The organism is Aeromonas sp. 6P (genome assembly GCF_051919525.1).
Taxonomy (GTDB): Bacteria; Pseudomonadota; Gammaproteobacteria; order Enterobacterales; family Aeromonadaceae; genus Aeromonas; species Aeromonas veronii.
The window spans coordinates 1,661,008-1,679,768 of sequence record NZ_JBQBEO010000002.1; the positions used below are offsets into that span (position 1 = coordinate 1,661,008).

17 protein-coding genes are annotated in these 18,761 nt (G+C 60.2%); 2 read left to right on the plus strand and 15 right to left on the minus strand.

Annotation, left to right across the window (positions count from 1 at the left end; all coding sequences use genetic code 11):
- Positions 1-85 precede the first annotated feature (85 nt).
- The 4 genes from ACTG2J_RS07915 to ACTG2J_RS07930 all read right to left on the minus strand — a co-directional run bounded on the left by ACTG2J_RS07915 (position 86) and on the right by ACTG2J_RS07930 (position 2,778).
- Positions 86-829, minus strand: a complete 744-nt coding sequence (locus tag ACTG2J_RS07915) for an amino acid ABC transporter ATP-binding protein (RefSeq protein WP_005350722.1) — start codon at positions 827-829, stop codon at positions 86-88.
- A complete protein-coding gene (locus ACTG2J_RS07920; protein ID WP_439997348.1) occupies positions 813-935 on the minus strand; it encodes a hypothetical protein in 123 nt (40 codons plus the stop codon). Before ACTG2J_RS07920 ends, ACTG2J_RS07915 begins: the two co-directional genes overlap by 17 nt.
- Positions 919-1,878 carry an amino acid ABC transporter permease gene (locus tag ACTG2J_RS07925; RefSeq protein ID WP_216977437.1) on the minus strand — a complete coding sequence of 320 codons (960 nt, stop codon included), beginning with the start codon at positions 1,876-1,878 and terminating at the stop codon, positions 919-921. Before ACTG2J_RS07925 ends, ACTG2J_RS07920 begins: the two co-directional genes overlap by 17 nt.
- Before the next feature lie 99 nt (positions 1,879-1,977).
- Positions 1,978-2,778 carry a transporter substrate-binding domain-containing protein gene (locus tag ACTG2J_RS07930; protein ID WP_005334079.1) on the minus strand — a complete coding sequence of 267 codons (801 nt, stop codon included), beginning with the start codon at positions 2,776-2,778 and terminating at the stop codon, positions 1,978-1,980.
- Positions 2,779-3,298: 520 nt separating this feature from the next.
- On the opposite strand from ACTG2J_RS07930, the gene ACTG2J_RS07935 reads away from it, so the two are divergent.
- Complete coding sequence (locus ACTG2J_RS07935) at positions 3,299-4,432, plus strand: GGDEF domain-containing protein (RefSeq protein WP_439997350.1); 1,134 nt, start codon at positions 3,299-3,301, stop codon at positions 4,430-4,432.
- A 92-nt stretch (positions 4,433-4,524) separates the two neighbouring features.
- On the opposite strand, the gene ACTG2J_RS07940 is transcribed toward ACTG2J_RS07935, so the two are convergent.
- The 8 genes from ACTG2J_RS07940 to ACTG2J_RS07975 all read right to left on the minus strand — a co-directional run bounded on the left by ACTG2J_RS07940 (position 4,525) and on the right by ACTG2J_RS07975 (position 13,204).
- The gene (locus tag ACTG2J_RS07940) at positions 4,525-5,859 is read right to left on the minus strand and encodes an MFS transporter (protein ID WP_439997351.1); all 1,335 of its coding nucleotides are present in this window, start codon (positions 5,857-5,859) and stop codon (positions 4,525-4,527) included.
- 21 nt (positions 5,860-5,880) lie between these two features.
- Positions 5,881-7,401 carry a signal transduction histidine-protein kinase/phosphatase UhpB gene (gene uhpB, locus ACTG2J_RS07945; RefSeq protein WP_439997353.1) on the minus strand — a complete coding sequence of 507 codons (1,521 nt, stop codon included), beginning with the start codon at positions 7,399-7,401 and terminating at the stop codon, positions 5,881-5,883.
- Positions 7,398-7,988, minus strand: coding sequence for a transcriptional regulator UhpA (uhpA, locus tag ACTG2J_RS07950; RefSeq protein WP_033114395.1), 591 nt, complete (start codon positions 7,986-7,988; stop codon positions 7,398-7,400). The genes uhpB and uhpA overlap by 4 nt, the downstream gene beginning before the upstream one ends.
- Positions 7,989-8,168: 180 nt before the next feature.
- Complete coding sequence (rnk, locus tag ACTG2J_RS07955; RefSeq protein WP_041209885.1) at positions 8,169-8,564, minus strand: nucleoside diphosphate kinase regulator; 396 nt, start codon at positions 8,562-8,564, stop codon at positions 8,169-8,171.
- A gap of 245 nt (positions 8,565-8,809) precedes the next feature.
- A complete protein-coding gene (locus ACTG2J_RS07960) occupies positions 8,810-9,547 on the minus strand; it encodes a substrate-binding periplasmic protein (protein WP_113738710.1) in 738 nt (245 codons plus the stop codon).
- A gap of 82 nt (positions 9,548-9,629) precedes the next feature.
- On the minus strand, positions 9,630-10,316 hold the full coding sequence (locus ACTG2J_RS07965; RefSeq protein WP_110303057.1) for a hypothetical protein: 687 nt from the start codon (positions 10,314-10,316) through the stop codon (positions 9,630-9,632).
- Positions 10,317-10,388: 72 nt separating this feature from the next.
- Positions 10,389-11,795 carry an alkaline phosphatase gene (locus tag ACTG2J_RS07970; protein WP_439997354.1) on the minus strand — a complete coding sequence of 469 codons (1,407 nt, stop codon included), beginning with the start codon at positions 11,793-11,795 and terminating at the stop codon, positions 10,389-10,391.
- 11 nt (positions 11,796-11,806) lie between these two features.
- Positions 11,807-13,204, minus strand: a complete 1,398-nt coding sequence (locus tag ACTG2J_RS07975; RefSeq protein WP_439997355.1) for an alkaline phosphatase — start codon at positions 13,202-13,204, stop codon at positions 11,807-11,809.
- A gap of 323 nt (positions 13,205-13,527) precedes the next feature.
- Here ACTG2J_RS07975 and ylqF point away from each other — a divergent pair, with 323 nt between their 5' ends.
- Complete coding sequence (gene ylqF, locus ACTG2J_RS07980) at positions 13,528-14,478, plus strand: ribosome biogenesis GTPase YlqF (protein ID WP_005334061.1); 951 nt, start codon at positions 13,528-13,530, stop codon at positions 14,476-14,478.
- 157 nt (positions 14,479-14,635) lie between these two features.
- On the opposite strand, the gene ACTG2J_RS07985 is transcribed toward ylqF, so the two are convergent.
- The 3 genes from ACTG2J_RS07985 to dinG all read right to left on the minus strand — a co-directional run bounded on the left by ACTG2J_RS07985 (position 14,636) and on the right by dinG (position 18,588).
- Positions 14,636-15,532, minus strand: coding sequence for a histone deacetylase family protein (locus tag ACTG2J_RS07985; protein ID WP_439997356.1), 897 nt, complete (start codon positions 15,530-15,532; stop codon positions 14,636-14,638).
- A gap of 181 nt (positions 15,533-15,713) precedes the next feature.
- A complete protein-coding gene (locus ACTG2J_RS07990) occupies positions 15,714-16,373 on the minus strand; it encodes a YccT family protein (RefSeq protein WP_270816956.1) in 660 nt (219 codons plus the stop codon).
- A gap of 142 nt (positions 16,374-16,515) precedes the next feature.
- Positions 16,516-18,588: an ATP-dependent DNA helicase DinG gene (gene dinG, locus ACTG2J_RS07995; protein WP_439997357.1), complete on the minus strand. Its 2,073-nt coding sequence runs from the start codon at positions 18,586-18,588 to the stop codon at positions 16,516-16,518.
- Positions 18,589-18,761: the final 173 nt, after the last annotated feature.

The following is an 18,761-nucleotide window of genomic DNA, read 5'->3' on the forward strand; positions in this document are numbered from 1 at the left end:
TTCAGCTGGGTTGAGTCTGCTCAGCGTGACACACAAGAAGAGGGACCTTGCGGTCCCTCTTCGTTTATCCAGCAGAGCGTGTTGGCTACAGCACCTGACTCAAGAACTGGCGCAGACGCGGCGAGGGGGGATTGTCGAAGAAATCGGCCGGTTTTTCATCCACCAGCAGTTCGCCACTCTCCATAAAGAGCACCCGATCCGCTACCTCGCGGGCAAAGCCCATCTCGTGGGTCACCACCACCATGGTCATCCCCTCGCGAGCCAGCCCCTTCATCACATCCAGCACTTCCCCCACCATTTCGGGGTCGAGCGCACTGGTGGGTTCGTCAAACAGCATGATGCGTGGCTGCATGGCGAGTGCCCGGGCAATGGCCACCCGCTGTTGCTGACCGCCGGAGAGTTGGGAGGGATAGCTGGCGGCTTTCACCGACAGCCCCACTTTCAGCAGCAGCGCCTTGGCTCTGTCTTCGGCCTCACGGCGCGACAGGCCACGCACCTTCTGCGGGGCGAGGCAGATATTATCCAGCACCGTCAGGTGGGGGAAGAGGTTGAAGGACTGGAACACCATGCCCACCTCTTCCCGCAGCTTGTTGACATCGCCCGGCTCGGTCAGGCAGATACCGTCGACCACGATATTGCCGTCGTTGATGGTCTCCAGCTGGTTGAGGGTGCGCAGGAAGGTCGATTTGCCCGAGCCGCTGGGGCCGACGATCACCACCACTTCCCCTTCGGCCACCTGGGTGCTGACATTTTTCAGGGCATGCACTTCGCTGCCGTAGAACTTCTCTACGCCGGTCGCTTTGATGATGGGATCAGTTGCTGCGCGCATATTTCGCCTCCAGAAAACGAACCGGGAAGGCGAAGGGGGTGCCGGTGATGGCTGCACTTCTCGATGTCTGTTGCACCTTGATGATGGGATCAGTTACTGCGTGCATATTTCACCTCGAGACGGCGTACCAGGAAGGAGAGGGTGCCGGTGAGCACCAGATAGAGCAAGGCGACGGTAAACCACACCTCGAACGGACTGAAGGTGGAGCTGACTACCTCGCGACCGGCCTTGGTCAGATCGGTGATGGAGATGACCGAGACCAGCGAGGAGTCCTTGATCAGGTTGATGAATTGGCCTGCCAGCGGTGGCAGTACCCGCTTGAACGCCTGCGGCAGAATGACATAGCGCATGGTCTGGGCGGAGGTCATACCCAGGCTGCGACCTGCCTCCATCTGCCCCTTGTGGATGGAGCTGATACCGGCGCGGACGATCTCCGCCACATAGGCGCCGGTAAAGACCGCCAGCGCGGCGACCCCGGCGGTGAAGCGATCGAGGTTCAGCACGGTGCCGATAAAGAAGTAGACGATGAAGATCTGCACCAGCAGCGGCGTGCCGCGGATGAGCTCAACGTAGGTGACCGCCAGATTGCGCAGGGCGGGATTGGGGGAGAGGCGCGCCAGCCCGGCCAGGGTGCCGAGCAGGATGGCGAAGATGCCTGCTACCAGCGAGAGCTTGACGGTGACCCAGACGCCCCAGGCGATGGGGCCTGCGGTCCAGCTCAGTTGGGTGTCGAGGGTATCGCCACGAAAAACGGTATCCCCTTCGGCGACTTGTACGCCAGTGCTGGCGATGGCTTGCCGCACATTGGGGTCGAGATCGTCTTGCAGGAACAGCTTGCCCTTCTCTGCCTCACTGGTACCCGCGATCACGGTGCCGTCAAATTCGGCCAGATTCTTCTGCTCCGCCTGATAGGCGATGTATTGGGGAATGCGTTCCCAGCGCCAGGTGTAATCCACTGACTGGACAGCCTTGTAGATGCCGAATACGGCAACCAGCAGCATCAGCAGGAAAACCCCATGCCAGAGTAGCTGATTGGGCTGTTTTTCCATCTGTCTTGTCGGTTTGGGTGTGTGCACAGTCACAACCTCTTCTCGTTATTGTGTGGGGAGCTGCGTGGTGCAGGGGCGGCATGTGCCGCCCCCCGGAGGTTATTTGAGCTGGTTCAGCCAGGCGTTGGATTCGAACCACTTCTTGTAGAGACGGTCGTAGCTGCCATCGCCCTTGATCTGGCGCAGGTAGTTGTTGAACCAGTTGAGTGTGTCCTGATCCCCTTTGCGGATGGCCCAGGCCAGCGGCTCGAAGGTGAACGGCTTGTCGAGGTGCACCACGGCGCCCTGATTCTGGGAGGCGAAAATAGCGTTGTAGGGCAGGTCATAGACGAACGCATCGACCTTGCCGTTGATCACTTCCAGCTTGGCGTCATCCTGGGTTTCAAACTGCAGCAGGGTGGCTTTGGGGATCAGGCGCTTGACTGCCTGCTCGCCGGTGGTGCCGAGCTTGACCGCGATCTTGTATTTCGGGTCGTTGAGGTCGGTGAAGGATTTGATTTCGCCCGCCTTCTCTTTGCGCAGGACGATGGTCTGGCCGACCACGATGTAAGGATCGGCAAAGTTGACCCGCAGGTTGCGCTGGGGAGTGACGGTCATGCCGCCCATGATGACGTCGAACTTGTTGGTCAGCAGCGCCGGAATGATGCCATCCCAGGCGGTGTTGACGAACTCGACCTTCACGCCCATCTCTTTGGCGACCATCTTGGCGAGATCCACATCAAAGCCGATGTATTGGCCCTGCTTGTTGGTCATCTCGAAGGGTTGATAGCCGGCATCAAAGCCGACTCGCAGCACGCCGCGTTCGAGCACGGCATCCAGGGTGGAGGTAGGGGCTGGGGTTGGGGCCGCCGTGGCGATCCCGCAAAACAGCAGGGTAGAAAGAATCAGTTTTTTGATCATAAGTGACGTCTCTGTCGGTGGTGTGTTCGGCCTTGAACCTGATCCCGTGCGACTCCGTGGCACAAGAGACTGCTGCATCCGGCAACAGGCAAGACAGGATGAATGTCTTGAGCTGGACAAAAGCCCCATATGAGATGCTATGAATAGTGGTTGAGTGAAAAATGTACCAAAAACAGATTGTGTCAGAAGACTCAACAGGTTAGAGACATTTATTGCTCATGGCTTCATTCATAAAATCACACGAAAACAACATATCTATCTAATTGAGTGGGTTCAAGCCCAAATTATCCCCAAGACATTTTGTTACAAAGCCAGGGTGCCGCTTGCAGCTCTTATTGTGTTATTGGGCTCCGTAAGAGGCTTTTTATGGGGCTGATACGAATACGCATTGGTGGGATATCACACGCATTGCTCTGTTTGTCAGCAAACGAACGGGCTTTATTGTGAAAACCATCAAGTCGCACTGGGTCTTGGCAAACGCTTCTCATATACTCAGTTACCCTCTCTGCATGGCTTTGGTATGGACGCCTCACTGCTGCTTAAGCTGGATATTTTTACCTTGATGATCATGGCCTTGTGTGGCTATTGTCTCGGTTTCCTCACTCTCACCATCATTCGCGTTACCCACAACGATATTCCCGGCGTCGGGGTCTGGTGGTGGTCCAGTCTGTTTGCCATGCTGGGTCAGGCGGGATTTGCCAGTCTGCTGCTGACACCCACCTCCTATGGCTCCTGGGTGGGCAATGTCTTCCTGATTTTTCATGTGTCGTTGCTGCTGGTCGCCCAACGCTGTTTCTTCCGTCAATCGCCAGGCTGGCCTGTCTGCTGGGGATTCATCCTGCTGTTTGCCGCCGTCATGACCTGGTCGGTCGCCATCGATGGCCGGATTGCGGTACGGGTGATGATCAGCAGTGCCACCTTCCTCATGCTCAGTTCGCTCATCATCTGGCAGCTCTGGCGTCATGGTCGACCCGATTATCAGGTGGCGGTATGGGTGCTGATTGGCCTCAATCTGGTGCTGATTGCCATGACCCTGATGCGGATATTTACCGTGTGGGGCGAGGTGATCGAAAGCCCGTTCCAGCGTCAGCTGTTCAACGTGTTGCCCTATGTCTCCATGCTGGTGGGTAGCTCCATGCTCACCTTCGGGGTACTGCTGCTCTGCAACCAGCACCGGGCACTGGAGCTGCGCTATCAGGCCAGTCATGACCCGCTGACCGGGTTACTCAATCGCCGTGGTTTTATGGAACGTCTGGCCCGGGGACGCCCTGCACAGCAGGGGGCGCTGGTGGTGCTCGATCTGGATGACTTCAAGCAGATCAACGATCGGCATGGTCATGAGGTGGGTGATCGGGTGCTGGAGCGGGTCGGGTTGGCACTGCGCGAGCTGGAGGGCGTATTGGCCAGTCGCTTTGGGGGCGAGGAGTTTGTGCTGCTGTTTCGCCATGCCACCGCAGAGGAGGCGATCGCCCGGTGCCAGTCACTGCGGGTTCAGCTTGCGGCCAGCGAGGTAGAGGGGATCCATATCACCGTCAGCATGGGTATTGCTCACTGGCAGGGGGAGTGGCACTTTGACAGCCTGTTCAGCCGTGCGGATGACGCTCTCTATCGGGCCAAGCGGGAAGGAAAGAACCGGGTCTGTCAGGCTGCCTGATGCAGGAAGAGGTTCAGGAATAAAATCAGGGCGCGGTGATCCGCGCCCTGTTTGTTTCTGCTTGCCGGATATAGTTCGTCAGCTGCCACCCGCTACTCTGCATTCGCTTGAGCGGCTCTCGGTGCCTGCGCCTTGAGGAAGGGGAGCAGCAGCAGGGCCGAGACGCCTGCCGCCACCGAGATCACTACGAAGAAGCCGTTCCAGTGCCAGATCTCCATCACCTTGGCCAGCGGATAGCCCGACAGCGCCGCCCCCATGTAGGCGAACAGACCGACAAAGCCGGTGGCTGCCCCTGCTGAATTCTTGTGGGAGCACTCCGCTGCCGCCATGCCGATCAGCATCTGGGGGCCGAACACGAAAAAGCCGATGGTGAAGAAGCAGGCCGCCTGCATCACATAGCTGAAGAAGGGCATCAGCCAGAGCGATCCCACCGCCAGCAGGATCCCCACCGCAAAGATGAGGTTCATCGGGCCACGGTTGCCGTTGAACAGCTTGTCCGATCCCCAGCCCGCCACCAGCGCACCGATAAAGCCTCCCACCTCGAACATGGAGATGGCCGAGTTGGCGCTCATCAGATTGAAGCCGCGCTGCTCGGTCATGTAGAGATTGCCCCAGTCATTGATGGCGGTGCGCACCACATAGACCAGCACGTAACAGCAGGCGAGCAGCCAGATATAGGGGTTGCCCAGTACATATTTACGCAGGATCTGGCGATGGGAGAGCCCCGCATCCTGAGTCTGCTGGGCCAGCTCCATGGCATCCTTGCGCCACTCGCCCACAGTGGGCAATCCCATGGCGCTCGGGGTATCCCGCAGCCGCCAGCAGAGGAACAATCCCGCAAGGATGGCGATAAGGCCGGGCACTATCATGCCGTAGCGCCAGCCATGCTGCAGAGCGATGGTGCTGACGATAAGGGGAATGAGCGCCCCGCCGACGTTGTGGGCAGTGTTCCAGGCCGACCACCAGACCCCGCGCTCGGTGCGCGAATACCAGCTGGTGAGCAGCTTGGAGCAGGGGGGCCAGCCCCAGCCCTGGAAGAAGGCGTTGGCGACCCAGAGGGCGGCAAACATCCAGAGTGCCGACGAGAGGCCGAACAGTATGTTGATAACGCCGGTGGCCATCAGTCCGACGCCCATAAAGTAGCGCGGGTTGGCGCGGTCACTGATGATGCCGGAGAAGAACTTGGAGCAGCCGTAGGTGATGTAGAACAGAGTCCAAAGCATGCCGATATCGGACTTGTCCAGCATGCCGCTCGCCAGCATGTCCGGCATGGCGAAGTTGAAACTCTTGCGAGTGAAGTAGAAGACCGCGTAGCCCAGATACATGGTCAGCAGCAGGTGCAGCCGCCAGTGGCGATAGGTGGCATCGATCTCGGCCTGATCCCGGATAAGGGGCCGGGGCGGCGCGCTTCTCATAAAACTCAGCACAGGCAGGCCCTCTGGTGGTGATTAGCCATGACTTTCTTCCCGTCTGCGACTGGGCAGGTTGACCGTCAGCTGGGTGCCGTGGATGCAGGAGAGTTGCAGACTGCCACCGAGCGCTTGTACCCGCTCGCGAATGCCGAGCAGGCCATAGCCCTGTTGCGGGCGGCTTTCCGGCAGACCGCGGCCATCATCTTCCAGCACCAGTTGCAACTGCTCGCCGCTGGTCCGGGCGCGAATGGTGACCGAGTGGGCGTTGGCATGTTTGACCACGTTGTTGAGCCCCTCCTGACAGACCCGAAACAGGGTGACCCGCTGGGCATCCGAGAGATCCCCATCCGCCAGCTGCCACTCCAGCCGGGTGACGATGCCGTGACGCTCCAGCTCCAGCTCCCGCAGCAGTGCCCGTACCGCCTGCTCCAGAGTCATGTCGTCGAGCTGGCGCGGGCGCAGCCGCCCGAGCAGACCGCGCACCGCGTCGTAGATGCCAAGAGAGAGGGTATCGATCAGGGCACTGCTCTGACCCACACCTGCATTGTCGGGGGCGAGGCGGCGCACTATGCCGGCCTGGGTGCGAATGGCTGTGATGGTCTGGCCGATGTCGTCGTGCAGCTCGCGCGCCACCTCCTTGCGGATGCTCTCCTCGGTCTCCAGCAGCCGCTCGGTGAGCTGGCGATTGTGGGCGAGCTGGCGGGTCAGCGCCTGATTGAGTTCCCGCTGGCGCTGGATCCCGGCACCCAGCAGCAGGCCGGTGAGGCTCTGGGCCAGCAATGAGAGCAGCAAGTCGAGGGGGTGATCGTGCCAGGCCTGACTGGCCAGCAGGGCGATGGTGTTCATCAGGGTGGCGAGCAGCGCCCCCTGCCAGCCGTAGCGCCACGCCATGGCGATGATGGGGATGGCCAGACAAAACGGGGTGAAGCGCACCAGCGAGTTGGGCAATCCCAGTTGCAGCCAGAGGCTCAATATGAACAGCAGCAGATACCAGACCAGATGGCGAAAGCGCCACTCCACCGGCTGATCCACCAGCGCAGGCCCCAGCGGCACCCAGGTGGCGCGGGTGAGGTAGTGCCAGATCAGCATGCAGGTGGAGGTCAGGGTCAGCCCGCCGGTCAGGCTGAGCAGCAGGGCCGAGAGGCCATCTTCCCCGGCCAGATGCCAGAGCAGGGCTTGCAGCAGCGCCGCCGCCGTGACGGTGGCGAGCAGCAGCAACAGTTGCTGCCAGTCGTTGCGCACCTGTTGGCGACGGGCAATCAGCAGCGGTAGCAGGGTCAGCAGACTGCCCGCGACCAGCCACGGCCAGTGGGGGAGCCCTACCTCCAGATTGAGCCAGTAGAGCAGCAGCCCTTCGCACAGCAACAGCGGCGGCCAGTAGTGGCCGGGACTTTGCAACAACAACCCGAGGCGAAGGCCGAAGGGGAACAGCAGCACCGCCAGCGCCGGGCCACCCGCCAGATGCAGGCTGATGCTCCAGAGGCAAAACCAGCCAGCGGCAAAGATGAAGCAGGCCGCCAGCGTGATGGCGACATAGCTGGCAAGACGGTGGATCACCAGCTATCCAGCATGCGGTGGGCCAGCTCGACGTTGTTGCTGACCTTGAGCTTGTCCATCAGGTTGGCGCGGTGCACATGCACCGTCTTGGGGGAGAGGCCAAGCTGCTCGGCGATGCTCTTCACCTCCAGCCCCTGCGCCAGCAGCTGGGCAATCTCCCGCTCCCGATTGGTGAGGGGATCCCGGCTGCTGCTGGCGAGTTTCTGGGCGATGTCGGGGGTGAGGTAGCAGCCGCCAAGCGCGGCGGTGCGCACCGCGGCGATAAGCTCGTCCGGGCTGCAGCGCTTGGAGAGAAATCCCTTGGCACCGGTTTGCAGCGCCTGCTCGATGAGGGCGGGGCTGTCGTGTACCGAGAGCATCACCACTGCCAGACCGGAGGGGAGCTGCTTGAGCAGATCCAGCCCCGACTGGTCGGGCATCGAGATGTCGCAGACGCAGACGCGGGCGCCACTGCCGGGCAGGCCGGCCAGCGCCTCGCTGGCGGAGCCAAATTCGGCGACCACCTGCAGGTCGGGCTCCAGATTGAGCAGTTGGGCAAAACCGGAACGGACGATTTGGTGATCGTCGATGAGGGCAATGTTTATCATGATGTCAGCCTGAAATTCGGTGCGTCATGACCATGACGCGGCCAACAAGATACCTGCCCCCCGAGTCAGGCTCAAGGGGCGGGGGGAATAGGGGGAAAATCGACCCGATAAGCAGGGGAAGCTTGATCGGGATCAGGCTGTGCGGGCTGGCCTCCCGGGTTGGCCTGCCCGCAACCGGGATCAGCGGTGCAGCTCGCCGGCACGCTCCGGCTGATAGACCACTTCAAGGATCTCCACCTCGATGGTGCGACCGGCCGGGCCCGGCCAGGCGATGCTGTCGCCCACTTTCAGACCGAGCAGGGCGCTGCCCACCGGTGCCAGTACCGAGATGTTGGTCTCGTCACCCTTGGCATCGCGCGGGTAGACCAGGGTGAGGCAGAACTCGTTGCCGCTGCTCTGCATCTTGAAGCGTACCTTGCTGTTCATGGTGACGACATCGGGCGGCATATCGGCCGGCTCGCGGATTTCGGCGCGATCCAGCTCCTCTTGCAGGGCAAGGTGCTGGGGATGGTTGCCGAGCAGTTGTTCGATACGGTCCAGATCAAGGCTGGAGATAACCAGATGAGGTTGTTTCATAAGATATTCCTTATCAATAGCGGATAGGCCCATACCGGCGGGTGCAGGTTGGCCATCACACTGGGTGTTACAAAAATGGATTCAACAGGTTCAATCAATTGAAAATGCCATGCCCCCAAGCGACTCGCGGCCGAAGGAGCGAGGCGGGGGCTCAGCAGGGTGTGAGCAAATGCGAGGAAATAGCGAGTATTTTCATAGGCCTACCATAACCATTCTGGCCGGCCTTGGCAACCGTGATTGAGTGACTACTCAGGAGCCTGATAGTTGTACTGACGGATGATCCGTTCCAGTGTGCCATCATGGCGCATCTCGTCGATTACGGCTTGCCAGCGACGTCCCTCGGTGAAGGGGAACTCCTTGCTGGCGGCGACATAAAACTGGGTACGCATCAGAGTCTCCCCGCGTACCAGCCGGTCGGTTGGCAAATCACCAAGGCGCTGGTTGTAGAGGATGGCGTTCCAGGCAGCCACCCAGGCATCGATACGGCCCCGATGCAATTTCTGGGCATTGAGCTTCTCGGTGGCCACGGTATCACTTTCAAGCTTAAGTCGTTGTCTCAGCAGATGCTGACCGAAGGAGTAGCGCAAGGTGCCGATCTGCAGCGGTGGGAGATCTGTCACTTTGAGGGGGGTAGGATGAAAGCGGCGATCGCTGACGATGACAAAATCGTCATCGAGTATCGGTGTTACCCAGTAGTAGAGGTGTTCCCGTTGAGTGCTGCGCACCGGCGGGATCAGCAGCACATCCTTGCGGTGGATAGCCTGAGTGAGGGCTCTGGCCAGTGGCATCAGCTCGATGGTGAGCGGTTCTTTGAGGCGTCGCGCGGCCTCTTCCATGATCTCGATGGCGACACCGCTTGGCTTGCCGTGAGAGGAGCGAATGACATAGGGTGGCAACTCGGCCGCCACCAGCACAATAGCCTGGGCACCGGTGTGTACCAGCAATAACAGCAGGGCAAAAAAGGGCAGGCAGAGAGCGCGCATCAAGGTCGTGAGCCAGAGTCGAATATGCAGAGTGTAACATTCCTGCCTGCGTTGTCGTTGTGCCCGCTGAGGGGTTGGGATCTCAGTCGAAGAAATCCCGCAGATCGCGCACTTCGTAATCAGCGAGTTGCTGCCAGGGAAGCTGAGCAGGCAGCTTGCGCAGGGTTACCTCCATCCGGTAGCTGCGATAGCCGTCGAGACTGGCCGATTCGACCACCAGCGGGATCTGCCACTGACTCGACCAGAGAATGCGGGTTCGTTGCTGCCCTTCGCGTTTTTCATACCAGCGGGCCTGCTCGGGGGCGGCCTCATCCAGCGGGGTCATCCCCTCGAGCAGCACCGGGTTGACGAGATGGCGGATCCGCAGCCAGTCGGGCTTGAAGGCCACCTGGCCATACTCTTCCACCGGCACTTCAACCAGCTGGTTGTGCCAGCTGTCGGCATAGCGCAGCTGAAGTTCACCCTCATCATTGCGGCTGACCCAGCGGGCCGCCATCTGGTGGGTAAAGTGCTTGTGGCCGGGGGTGGCGTCGTGAGTGGCATGATAGGCACGGGCAAGGGGGAGGGGAATGAGCCGCTGGCTCCACACCTGATTGCCCACGCGCAGCCACTTCTCTTGCCAGACACTCTCTCTGGCGATGCCATCGCTGCCGGTGTTCCGGTCGTGATAGCTGATCCGGGCGGCGAGATCCGGGGGCGTGTCGTCAGCATGCAGGGGGAAGGCGAGGGTGCTGCCAAGCAGCCATAATGAAAGCAAAAGTCGCATCATCATCTGTCGCTCGAAAGAGCCGGGGCCCGGGTCGCTGAGTCGATTGCTCAGATGCACCCGGGCCCCTGCTGCTTACAGGCCGAGCGCCTCCTTCAGCTTGCCGAACACCTTGGTGTTATCCAGCGTGCCTTTGAAGCGGTTGCTGCCGGCGCCATCGGCAAACAGCATCACATCGCCGCCGCCGTGGGTCTCGGAGCCGAGCTTGACCCCGGTCTCTTGCAGGTAGTCGTCCGCCATCACCTGATCACTGGTGAGGGTGGGGCGCACGTCGGGGCGGTTGGGGCCGTTGCCGAACACCAGGGTGGTAAACGGCTTGCCATCCACGTCGTTCTGGGTCGAGCCATCGCCATTTTTCACCAGATCCAGCACCTTGTTGCCCTTGGCGGAGTAGCCGTTGATTGTCATGGTGTGGTCATGATCGGCGGTGACCACGATCAGGGTATCTTTCAAATCCACCTTGCCGAGCGCCGTCTTGACCGCCTCGTCCAGCGCCACCGCGTCGGTGAGCGAGCGCTTGGCATTGGTGCCGTGCAGGGCGTGGTCGATCCGGCCCCCTTCCACCATCAGAAAGTAACCCTGACTGTTCTGGCTCAGCAGATCGATCGCCTTGGCGGTCATCTCGGAGAGCGACGGCTGGGTATTGGCTGCCCCCTTGGCGACGCGGTCCAGCTCGTAGTCGAGGTGGGACTTGGCGCTGAACAGGCCGATGAGCTTGCCGCTCTCGACCTTGGCTAGATCGCTTCGGGTGGTGACGTAGCGATAGCCCTGAGCGGTCAGCTCGGCGGTGAGATCCCGCCCGTCGGCGCGGCCCCCCTTGTTGCTGGTGCTGTTGTAGGGCGTCCAGTGGTTAGCGCCGCCCCCCATCAGTACATCGACCCCGTTCCCCAAGGCTGTGTTGAAGCCGGCGCCGCCCGGTACCGCCTGTGCGGCGATGGCGTAGGCAGCATCCCGATGGCAGATGTGGGAGTAGGTGGCCGCCGGGGTGGCATGGGTCAGCTCGGTGGTGGTGACGGCACCCACCGACTTGCCCGCCGCCTTGGCCAGCTCGAGAATGGTGGGCACCGGCTTGCCGTTATCGCTGCTGCAATTGTTGACGGTTTTGTTGCCATTGACGTCTTTGCCGGGGGCGACGGCTTTGGTGTCGCTGCTCATGGCGATCACCTCGTTGTTCATCTTGACTCCGGTGGTGTAGGCCGCCATGGAGGGGGCCGAGTCGGTGGTCTGGGCATCGTTGGAGAAGGTCTTGATGCGGGCGCTGTGGGCCAGCTTCATCATCTCCAGATTGCCCTCTTCCCCCACCTTGTAGAGACGGGTAGCGGTGAGCACGGTGGGGCCCATGCCGTCGCCAATAAAGAGGATGACGTTCTTGGCATCGGCGGCTTGTGCCTGTGCCGCGCCACATAGGGCGGCCAGCAGGGCTGTGCTGACCAGGGTTTTATGCAGGTTCTGCTTCATCGATTGGTTGATGGCTCTTTTCATGGGAATGCTCCTTACAGCCCGGCCGCAGCCTTGACCTTGCCGAACACGGCGGTGTTGTCGAGTGAGCCGTGGAAGCTATCCGCTCCACGGCCGATGGCGCCGAGGAAGACGTCGGTGCCGCCGTGGGTCTCGTTGCCGATTTCACCCACCTTGACCACTACCTCCTGGTGATAGTCGTTGGCGGAGACGGTGGCGTCATCCAGCGGTGCCACGCTGCTGCGCGGCCCGTCCACCCGGTTGTAGCCGTTGCCAAAACCTATGATGGTGTAGGGCATGCCGTCGGCATCCTTGCTCGGCTCGCCGGTTTCGTAGTTCTTCACCAGCCCGAGCACGCCGGGGTTGTCGGCCGTGGTCTTGCCGGTACGTTTGGCGTAGCCGTTGAGCACCAGGGTATGGTCATGGTCGGCGGTGACCACGATCAGGGTGTTTTTCAGCTCGGGGTCGGTTTTCTTCACCTCGTCGAGGGTCGCCTTGATGGCGTTGTCGAAGGCGAGGGTGTCCTGCAGCGCACGCTTGGCGTTGGTGTCGTGCAGGGCGTGGTCGATACGGCCCCCTTCCACCATCAGGAAGTAACCCTTCTCTTTGCCCTTGAGCTGCTTGATGGCGGCCAGGGTCATCTGGGCCAGTGACGGCTCGCTGGCGGGGCGGTCCAGGTCATATTTCATGTGGCTGGAACCAAACAGTCCCAGCAGCGGCTTGCCCGCATCGGCCTTGTTCAGCTCATCCAGATTGCTGGCAAACTGGTAGCCCTTGGCCTGCATTTCGCTGATGAGGTTGCGGCCATCCTCCCGCTTGCCCTTGTCGGCTTTGGGCAGGAAGAAGCTGCTGCCGCCACCGAGCACCACATCCAGCCCCTCCTTGAGGGCGCTGTTGTAGCCTTTGCCGCCCGGTACCAGCTGGACGGCGATATCGGCTTCCAGATCCCGGTTGCAGATATGGGCATAGGTAGCCGCCGGGGTGGCGTGGGTTACCCGGGTGCTGGTTACCACACCGGTACCGCGGCCATCGGCTTTGGCCAGCTCCAGCAGGGTGGTCACCGGCTTGCCGGCGCTCTTGCTGCAGTCGCTCTCATAGGTGGCGTCGCCGTCCATGCTGATGACGCCGTTGTTGCTCTTGACCCCGGTCATGTAGGCCGCCATGGAGGGGGCCGAGTCAGTGACCTGGGCATCGTGGGAGAAGGTCTTGATAAAGGCCGTCTCTGGCAGGGTATCGATGGTGAGATCACCCTCTTCGCCGACACCGTAGATGCGGGCTGCCGTCAGGGTGTTGAGGCCCATGCCGTCACCGAGGAAGAAGATGACGTTGGTGGGTTGGGCTGCGGGCTTGGTCGCCACCGTGTCATTGTCTGATTTGCAGCCGGCAGCCAGGGCGGCGCCGATCATCACTGCAAGTCCTGCCATTTTTCTCATTGGGGTTCGCTCCTTGTAAAACCTGAGCGCAGCCTAGAGGGGGCAGATGACACTTTTACTGACTATCGGTGACGGTTGTGTGAAAAAGTGATGAAAATGTTACAGTATATCAATGTGTTATCTGTCAATTGAGCCAGTTGGTCCGGTCGCTTCCGGCAAGGTTGTTCCGCCTCGGCGGTCTGCTGATTTGATGAGGTGATGGTTAGAATGACCTGTCAAAAGAGGCCCGCAGCAGGTAAAATGCCCCCCCTTCGTTCGATGCCCGCGGCAGAGCGCCTGTTGTTCCATGCGCGCGCCCGCAGCCCCCACAGAGAGTAACGGATATGTCCATCAACTGGTTCCCCGGTCACATGCACAAGGCCCGCAAAGAGATTGCCGAGGTCATGCCCCAGGTCGATGTGATCATCGAGATGCTCGATGCCCGCATCCCCTTCTCCAGCGAAAACCCGCTGGTGCCCGAGCTGCGTGGTGATACCCCGGTGATCAAGGTGCTGAACAAGGCGGACCTGGCCGATCCGGCGATCACCGATCTGTGGGTGGCGCACATGGAAAAAGAGAAGGGGATCAAGGCGCTGCCGCTGACGCAACAAGAGCCGGAGAAGATCAAGCAACTGCTGACTCTCTGTCACGAGATGCTGCCGGAGCGCAATTTTGAGCTGCGCGGCGTGCGGGCGATGATCATGGGGATCCCCAACGTGGGCAAATCCACCCTGATCAATACCCTGGCCGGGCGCATCATCGCCCGCACCGGCAACGAGGCGGGGGTGACCAAGTCCCAGCAGCGGATCAAGCTGGATAACAACGTTATCCTGACCGATACCCCGGGTTTCCTCTGGCCCAAGCTCAACCCGCCCTCCTGTGGTTATCGTCTGGCCATCACAGCGGCCATCAAGGACACAGTGTTCGACTATGCCGATATCGCCATGTTCGCCGCTGACTACTTCATCAAGGCCTATCCGGAGCGGATCAAGGCGCGCTACCAGATTGACGAGCTGCCCGAGACCGAAATCGAGCTGCTGGAGATGATCGCCCGCCAGCGGGCCTTTATGCGCAAAGGGGGGCTGGCCGACCTGCACAAGGCGTCCGAGATCCTGATCAACGAGTTCCGCTCCGGCTTGCTTGGCCGCATCTCGCTGGAGACGCCGGAGATGGTGAGCGTCGAGATTGTCGAAGCCGCCGCAGAAGCCGAGCAAAAAGCCAAAGAGAAGGCCGAGCGGGAAGAGGAGCGTCAGGCCCGCGCCCGTCGCAAGTACGCCCGCAAGCGTCAGAAATAGTTATCCTCAGGCGTCCCAAGCTTGCCTGACAACGAGCGAGCTTGTGTGACCCAGATGACGAAACACGAAGAGGCGACCCCAGGGTCGCCTCTTCTGTTTTATCTGGTGAAGTGCCCGCCCACTTCTGATGGGGTGTCCGCGCTATAAAGCCATGCCATCAGCTAAAACGGTGGCGCGCTATTTCAAACAGCGACATATGAAGCGGGATCAGCTGTTGCCAGTCGCGGCGATAGCCGCCACCGGGCACCGCCGCGATGGGCAACCCATGCTTGATTGCACAGTCAAATACCATGGCATCGCGCAGGCGAACCCCTTCATCGCTCAGGGAGAGATAGCCAAGCTCGTCAGCATGATGCACATCGACGCCCGCCTGATAGAGGATGAGATCCGGCGAATAGAGGCGCAGTGCCAGCGAGAGTGCCTGTTGCAGTGTGGTGAGATAGGCATCGTCCGTCATGCCGCTTGGCAGCGGAAAGTCGAGGTGAGAGGCGGCTTTGTGATGGGGAAAGTTGTGCTCCCCATGGAGGGAGAGGGTGATGATATCGCGCCGTCTGGCGCACAGGGTCGCACTGCCATCTCCCTGATGCACATCGAGATCGACGATCAGCACCTGTTCACAACGCCCCTCGTCGAGGCAAGCTTGGGCGGCAATCACCAGATCGTTGAACAGACAAAAACCGCTGCCGTGATCCCGATGGGCGTGGTGGTAGCCACCGGAGATCTGCAAGCCGCAGCCCTGCTCAAGTGCATGGCGGCTGGCGGCAACGGTGGCACCCACCGAGCGCAAGGTGCGCTCTATCAGCATGGGTGACCAGGGAAAACCGATCTTGCGGATGGCGCGATCTTCCAGCTGGCCGCTCAGGGCCGCCGCGACATAATCGGCATCGTGAATGCGACAGATTTGCTCCCGGGTAGCGGCGGGCGCTTCGCCAAGGGGGTAACCCTGCACCTGCAGGCGTTCAAACAGCCCTTGATACTTGGCCAGTGGGAAGCGATGGCGCTCGGGTAGCGTCAGGGAGGAGTAGAGGGGGTGATAGAAAATGTGCAACGACATGGTGCCATTCTCCCCGGCAAGGTGGCGCTTTCTATATATGAAATCAGCAGATGAATCCATATATACACTCCCTATATAAAGGGGAAGTGGCAGCGCATAAATCAAGACGCGTCGTGAGTGAGACCGCAGGATATGGAAAAGGGGAGCTTGGCTCCCCTTTCAGTCAATCTCTCAGTCCGGCTTATTGCTGCTGGATAACCCAGATCTGGAAGGCTTTGCGGGTTTCCGCATCTGCCTTGTTGTACCAGTTTTGCAACTGGGTCAGCGCTTCCGGATTGCTTTGAGCCTTGCTGGGGGCAACCTGAACCGGTGCGCTGGCGGCAGCCATCACGGCAGCAGTAGAGACGGCAACGGTTTTGGGCTGGTTGAAGGCTTTGCCCATGTTGATCAGCTCTTGCTGATAGTCACGGGTCAGCTGGAAGCCCTCTACTTTCGGCATCACGAACTGTTCGCTACTCACTTGCTGACCACTGACCTTGTCTTTCAGCGTGACTTTCTGATCCTTCAGGAATTGTTTGGCTTCTGCTTCGTTGCGGGGCTTTTTATAGTCCAGCACCAGCTGCTGGTTGTCGGCAGCGGTGAAGTTCAGCACCAGCGGCTCGGCGGTCACCAGCTTGATTTCGTCTCGATTAGAATAATTGCCTTCAAATGCAACCACGAGCTGATGTTTACCAACGCTAAGTGGAAACTTTTTGGTGTTATCGAGTAATGAGGGATTGATTGCTTGACCATCGATCAGCTGGACGACATACGGGGTGGTCACTTCCAATTGGGCATCAGCAAGGGCGCTACCGGCCCACAACAGACCAGCCAGCGCCGGTACCAGAACAGTCAGTTTCATTTCATCTCCTTGAACAGTCAGGCGATTGCCCACTGAAAACAGGGGCTCATTTTTACAGGTTTGGCCTACTGCGGCAATGGCTCTTTCTGGTGCTCGATGTTTGCGCTGCTGTCAGTTTGTTTGTCAATAGCGGCAGACTGATTTACTCGATCCGCCGTGTAAACGGGGGGAGAGCATCAAGCAACCCCTTGCCATAACGTTTGGTCAGCAGGCGGCGGTCGAGAATGGTGACCCGTCCCCGATCAGCCTCTTTGCGGATGAGGCGGCCACAGGCCTGGATAAGCTTGCGCGATGCCTCCGGCACTGTCAGTTGCAGAAAGGGGTTCCCCCCTCGCTGCTCCACCCACTCGGCGGTGGCCTCCTCGACCGGCGAGTTGGGTACCGCAAAGGGGAGTTTGGTGATCACCAGATTGGTGAGATAGTGACCCGGCAGATCCAGCCCCTCCGAGAAGCTGCCGGTACCAAACAGGATGCTGGCCTGACCGCCATCGCATTTTTGTTTGTGCAGGGTGAGCAGGGCATTGCGGGAGGCTTCCCCCTGCACCAGCAGTGATAGTCCCTTGGCTCGCAAGCCAACGGCCACCTCATTCATCTGGCGGTAGGAGGAGAAGAGCACCAGACTCGCCTCCTTGCCCGCCAAAATGCGTGGCAGCACGCTGACAAGCTCGTTGGTAAAGGCCGGCGAGTTGGGTTCGTGCTCCATCTTGGGCAGATAGAGCTCGGCTTTCTGATAGTCAAAGGGGGAGCGCAGGCGCAGATAGCGGGTACCATCGTGCTCCTTGAGCCCCACCTGATGGCGAAAATAACTAAAGGAAGAGAGGGCGGTGAGGGTCGCGGAGACCAGTACGGCACCTAGACATTTCGACCAGAGCCACTCCTCCAGCAGATAGCCCACCTCTATCGGTGAGGCGTGCAGCCAGATATCGCCGTCATCGCTCTTGGCCATCCAGCGGGCGAGCGGGGTTTTGCCGGTCGGCACATGGCGCCCCAGCATCTCCCAGAGGGCGCAGAAACTCTCCAGTCGCTGCAGATGAAAACCGCTCTCGGCCAGCAGGGGCTCGGCCTCCTTGCGGCGGATCTCACCATCTTTCAGCGCTTCACCTATGGCCCCCTGCATCCGATCCAGCGCCCGCAGCGCCTTCTTGCTCGACTCCTTGAGATTCTCTGCCAGCATGGGCAGGGGATCCGGCAATACCCCTTCGGCGAAACGGTAGTGGGGTTCACTGCCAAAAAGCCGATCGTTGGCGCTGAGCCACTGCTCGACCGCCTTCAGATCAGGCTGGATGGAGGCCAGTGCATCCTGCAGTTTGAGTTGGGGGTCGAGCAGGCTCTCCTTATTAAGAGTCCGCGCCAGCTTGCCTGCACTTTGTACCAGCTTCTCCAACCAGCGACGCGAGCCTTTGACGCTGGCCGACGCCGCGCCGTGATCCCGGGCAATGGTGGGCAGGTGATGGGCCTCATCCAGCACATAGATGCACTCATCGGGGGGCGGCAGAATGATGCCGCCGCCCATGGTCAGATCGGAGAGCAGCAGCGCATGGTTTACCACCAGCACATCGGCGCTCTCCATATCGTTGCGGGCGCGATGAAATGGGCAGTGCTGGTGATGGCTCAGCGCCTTGTTGCAGGTGTGGCGGTCGGCGGCGATGCGATCCCAACACGTGTCGGGAATGGGCTCCGGCCAGTTGTCCCGATCCCCGTCCCACTTGCCATTGGTGTAGGCCTGCCACAGGGCCTGGTAGCGATCTTTGTCGCTGTCAGAGGGCTTGGACTTGCTCAGACTGCCAAAGTCGAGCTCGAAGTTGGCCATCTCGGCGCCACTGGCTGCCTGCTCCAGCAGATGCTCGCAGCAGTAGCGCTGACGCCCCTTGACCAGCATAAAGCGAAACGGCAGCTCGCTGTGGCGGTGGTAAAAGGGGAGGTCTTTGTGGATCAGCTGCTCTTGCAGAGCCACTGTGGCAGTGGAGATCACCAGCTTCTTCTGGGTGAGTCGCGCCACCGGAATGGCGCCCTGCGCATAGGAGAGGGATTTGCCGATACCGGTACCCGCTTCGGCAACCAGGATCCGGCGCTGTTTGTCGTACTCGCCGGTCAGGGTTTTGGCTATCTCGGCCACCAGAAAGTTCTGCTCTTTGCGCGGCACAAAACCGGGTAATCCATCCGAAATCTGGCGATAGGTTTGACGAATGGTGGCTTTAAGGCGAGTAGAGAGCATGAAGAGAAGGCCAGTTAGGGGTTAATCGAAGGACAAGGATACCCGCAACCCCTTGGTGAGGTCGAGGCAACAGCCATTATCACGGCAGTTTTACGCTGATCAGACCACGTTGGTTGTTTATCAGGTAGTTAGCGTTATTTGCATGAAAAATAGACTATTTTAGTCCAAATAAT

What these genes read in the sequence shown, in the direction of transcription:
- ACTG2J_RS07915 (WP_005350722.1), bottom strand. Translation starts at nt 829, where the DNA reads ATGCGCGCAGCAACTGATCCCATCATCAAAGCGACCGGCGTAGAGAAG.
- ACTG2J_RS07920 (WP_439997348.1), bottom strand. Translation starts at nt 935, where the DNA reads ATGCACGCAGTAACTGATCCCATCATCAAGGTGCAACAGACATCGAGA.
- ACTG2J_RS07925 (WP_216977437.1), bottom strand. Translation starts at nt 1,878, where the DNA reads ATGGAAAAACAGCCCAATCAGCTACTCTGGCATGGGGTTTTCCTGCTG.
- ACTG2J_RS07930 (WP_005334079.1), bottom strand. Translation starts at nt 2,778, where the DNA reads ATGATCAAAAAACTGATTCTTTCTACCCTGCTGTTTTGCGGGATCGCC.
- ACTG2J_RS07935 (WP_439997350.1), top strand. Translation starts at nt 3,299, where the DNA reads ATGGACGCCTCACTGCTGCTTAAGCTGGATATTTTTACCTTGATGATC.
- uhpA (WP_033114395.1), bottom strand. Translation starts at nt 7,988, where the DNA reads ATGATAAACATTGCCCTCATCGACGATCACCAAATCGTCCGTTCCGGT.
- rnk (WP_041209885.1), bottom strand. Translation starts at nt 8,564, where the DNA reads ATGAAACAACCTCATCTGGTTATCTCCAGCCTTGATCTGGACCGTATC.
- ACTG2J_RS07960 (WP_113738710.1), bottom strand. Translation starts at nt 9,547, where the DNA reads ATGCGCGCTCTCTGCCTGCCCTTTTTTGCCCTGCTGTTATTGCTGGTA.
- ACTG2J_RS07965 (WP_110303057.1), bottom strand. Translation starts at nt 10,316, where the DNA reads ATGATGCGACTTTTGCTTTCATTATGGCTGCTTGGCAGCACCCTCGCC.
- ACTG2J_RS07970 (WP_439997354.1), bottom strand. Translation starts at nt 11,795, where the DNA reads ATGAAAAGAGCCATCAACCAATCGATGAAGCAGAACCTGCATAAAACC.
- ACTG2J_RS07975 (WP_439997355.1), bottom strand. Translation starts at nt 13,204, where the DNA reads ATGAGAAAAATGGCAGGACTTGCAGTGATGATCGGCGCCGCCCTGGCT.
- ylqF (WP_005334061.1), top strand. Translation starts at nt 13,528, where the DNA reads ATGTCCATCAACTGGTTCCCCGGTCACATGCACAAGGCCCGCAAAGAG.
- ACTG2J_RS07985 (WP_439997356.1), bottom strand. Translation starts at nt 15,532, where the DNA reads ATGTCGTTGCACATTTTCTATCACCCCCTCTACTCCTCCCTGACGCTA.
- ACTG2J_RS07990 (WP_270816956.1), bottom strand. Translation starts at nt 16,373, where the DNA reads ATGAAACTGACTGTTCTGGTACCGGCGCTGGCTGGTCTGTTGTGGGCC.
- dinG (WP_439997357.1), bottom strand. Translation starts at nt 18,588, where the DNA reads ATGCTCTCTACTCGCCTTAAAGCCACCATTCGTCAAACCTATCGCCAG.